This is a genomic window from Aeromicrobium sp., assembly GCF_049586495.1.
Taxonomy (GTDB): Bacteria; Actinomycetota; Actinomycetes; order Propionibacteriales; family Nocardioidaceae; genus Aeromicrobium.
Genome location: NZ_JBAVCB010000083.1, coordinates 1 through 3171 on the forward strand (window position 1 = coordinate 1; position 3171 = coordinate 3171).

Annotated in this window: 3 protein-coding genes; 1 reads left to right on the forward strand and 2 read right to left on the reverse strand. The window is 67.2% G+C overall.

Annotation, left to right across the window (positions count from 1 at the left end; all coding sequences use genetic code 11):
• Together WB508_RS04620 and WB508_RS04625 are read right to left on the reverse strand one after the other, a co-directional pair.
• Positions 1–1334, reverse strand: a 1334-nt coding sequence (locus WB508_RS04620) for a Re/Si-specific NAD(P)(+) transhydrogenase subunit alpha (RefSeq protein WP_423843708.1), incomplete at its 3' end; no start/stop codon positions are given.
• A 79-nt stretch (positions 1335–1413) separates the two neighbouring features.
• Positions 1414–1818: a cyclic nucleotide-binding domain-containing protein gene (locus WB508_RS04625; RefSeq protein WP_423843709.1), complete on the reverse strand. Its 405-nt coding sequence runs from the start codon at positions 1816–1818 to the stop codon at positions 1414–1416.
• Between the two features lie 142 nt (positions 1819–1960).
• Here WB508_RS04625 and WB508_RS04630 point away from each other — a divergent pair.
• The coding region (locus WB508_RS04630) for an adenylate/guanylate cyclase domain-containing protein (protein ID WP_423843710.1) at positions 1961–3171 on the forward strand (1211 nt) is incomplete at its 3' end.

The window sequence follows — 3171 nt, forward strand, 5'->3', positions numbered from 1 at the left end:
TGGTGCACCTTGCCGATCACGTAGTAGCCGATGACGATTGCGAGCACCAGCACGGTGAAGTGCTCCGGCAACGGAGGCGGGGCGAAGGCATTGATCAGGAAGAGAGCGAGGATGCCAGCGCCGACCATGGCCCAGCGGTGCCAGCTGGGTGCGGGTTTCTTCGGTGGAGCGGGCTCCTGCGGCGGCGCGGCGGGCGCAGCCGGCGCGGCCGAGACGTTGACCGGCGGCGGTGGCCACGAGGTCTCCCCGCGCTTGACCACCGTGACGGTGCGCTGCACGACGTCGTCGAAGTCGAGCTGCAGTTGGCCGTCCTTCTCCGGGGTCAGCAACGTCATCAAGTTGACCAAGTTGGTGCCGTACAACTGCGAGGCCTGGGTGGGCAGGCGCCCCGCGAGGTCGGTGTAGCCGATGATCGTGACGCCGTTGCTGGTGACGATTTTTTCTCCGGCCACCGATCCGGCGACGTTGCCGCCGCTGCCGGCGGCCATGTCGACCACGACGCTGCCGGGCTTCATCGAGGCGACGTCTGCCTCGGTGATCAGCACGGGAGCCGCGCGGCCGGGGATCAGCGCCGTCGTGATGATGATGTCGACGTCCGCGGCCTGCTCGGAGTAGATCTCCGCGGCGCGGGCGTCGTATGCCTCCGACGTGGCCTTGGCGTACCCATCGGTCGACTGCTCGGTCTCAACCTCGACCTCGAGATACTCCCCGCCCAGCGACTTGACCTGGTCGGCGACCTCCGCCCGAGGGTCAGTGGCCAGCACGATGGCGCCAAGGCTGTGGGCGGTGCCGATCGCGGCAAGCCCAGCGACGCCCACCCCTGCCACCAGGACCTTGGCCGGGGGGACCTTGCCGGCTGCCGTGATCTGACCGGTGAAGAAGCGACCGAATTCGTTGGCTGCCTCGATCACGGCGCGGTAACCAGCGATATTGGCCATCGAGGAGAGCACGTCCATCGACTGGGCTCGCGAGATGCGCGGCACGGCGTCCATCGCCAGCACCGTGAGGTTGCGCTGGGACAATTCGGCCAGCAGGTCCTCGTTCTGCGCCGGACCGATGATGCTGATCAAGGTCGCACCGTCAAGCAGCCGATCGATCTCCTCGGACGTGGGCGCGTTGACCTTGAAGACGACGTCAGTGCGCCAAGCATCGTGAGCGGATCCAACGGTCGCGCCGGCGTTGTCGAACGCCTCGTCAGTGAAGCTTGAGCGCACGCCAGCACCCGACTCGACGACAACGTCGTATCCAAGCTTGATCAGCCGTTCGACCGTGGCCGGCGTTGCCGCGACCCGTGTCTCTCCGGCCAGCGTCTCGCGCACCACACCGATGTTCATCTGGCGAACGCTATCTGTCCGTGGCGCATGGCGACCACCCGGTGAGACGCGTGTCTCACTGGCTGGGCAGTGCGGTAGATCAGGACTCGGACTGGCGCAGGGTTGCGCCCTCAGCGAGCTTGGCAGCGAAATCAGGGTGGTCGTCGACGATCTTCTGCAGCGAGGAGGCGTCGAGGCGCAAGACGGTGATGGGCGACGTTGCGACCACCGACGCGCTGCGCAACGAGTGCGACAAAAGAGCGATCTCGCCGAAGATCTGTCCCGGAGGGAGGGTCGCGACCGGCTCACGGTGCACGCGCACCTCGACTTCACCGGAGAGCAGCACGTAAGCCATGTCGGCCGGGGTGCTTTCGGACATGACCGACCAGCGTTCGGGGATGTTGACCTTGGTGCCCGCGAGTGCCATCGCGGAGATCACGTCGCGGCTGAAGTCGGTCACCTGGGTCAGGGCGGCGACGATCTCAGGGTCGGGCTTGCGGGCCATGGGGGTTCCTCTCGAGGGTGCAACTGGGAGTGACGCTGCACTACAGGGTCCCGGCTCTCGATCGAGTCTGTCAATGAACGGTGAGCCACGACACGCGTGCGACCATGTGTCGACCGCGCATCCGATGAGGACGGAGATTGGGATGAACCCTCGGACCCGCCGCCTGCAGGCTCGCGTTCTCGGACCCGCAGGGCAGGAGATCTCCGCCCTTCGGCCGCGCATCCAGATCCTGCTCACACTCCTGCTGGTGGTCACCAATCTCATCGGAGCGGTCGTGGTGGCGGCGCTGAACCTGCTGATCGTCCCCGGCGGTGGGCCCTCCGCCGACCTCGTCAGGGCGCTGGCGATCGCCATCCCGGTCTACGTGCTGGCGGCGGTCGTGATCGGCGCCGTCTCGATCACCCACATCACGCTGCGCGAGCTGGACTGGGCTTTGTCCGATCGCTCCCCCACGCGCCAGCAGCGTGTCAGTGCCTTGAAGCTGCCCTGGCGCATCACCGTGATGCAATCCGCCTTGTGGGCCATCGCGGTGGTGCTGTTCACGACGCTCACGCTCGCGGTGCAGCCGGGCGGAGCTCTGCCCACGTTCTTCAGCGTCTCGATCGCCGGGATCGTCGTCAGTGCGATCGCCTACCTGTTCACCGAGTGGGTGCTGCGGCCCGTCGCGGCGCAGGCGCTGGCCGACGAGCGCGATCCCGACTTCCACACCGCCGGCGTCCGACGCCGCATGGTGGTCTTCTGGTCGCTCGGAACGGCCGCGCCCGTGCTCGGGTTGGTGGTGGCAGGGCTGGTGGCTCTCACGCGTCCCGAGGAGGTCGAGCTGGCGCGGTTCGCCTGGGCGATCCTCAGCCTGGCAGCAGTGCTGCTGGTGTTCGGGTTGATCGTCACCTTGCTGAACGCGCAGGCGGTCGTCACACCGCTGAGCACTCTGCGCGATGCGTTGGCGGCCGTGCGTGACGGCGACTTCGAGACGCGCATCGTCGTCAACGACGCCACCGAGCTTGGTCGGCTGCAGGTCGGGTTCAACGACATGGCCGAAGGGCTGTCCGAGCGCGAGCGCATCCGGGACCTGTTCGGTCGTCATGTGGGTGCGTCGGTGGCCGCCGCGGCGACGGACAAGGACGTGGAGCTGGGAGGGGAGACCCGGGTGGTCTCGGTGCTGATGATCGATCTGATCGGATCCACCACGTTCGCGACCAACCGACCGCCCGCCGAGGTGGTCGAGATGCTCAACCGGTTCTTCGGCATCGTCGTCGACGAGGTCGACCGGCACGACGGCCTGGTCAACAAGTTCATGGGCGATGCGGTGCTGGCGATCTTCGGATCGCCGGTGGCACTGGACGACCACGCGGC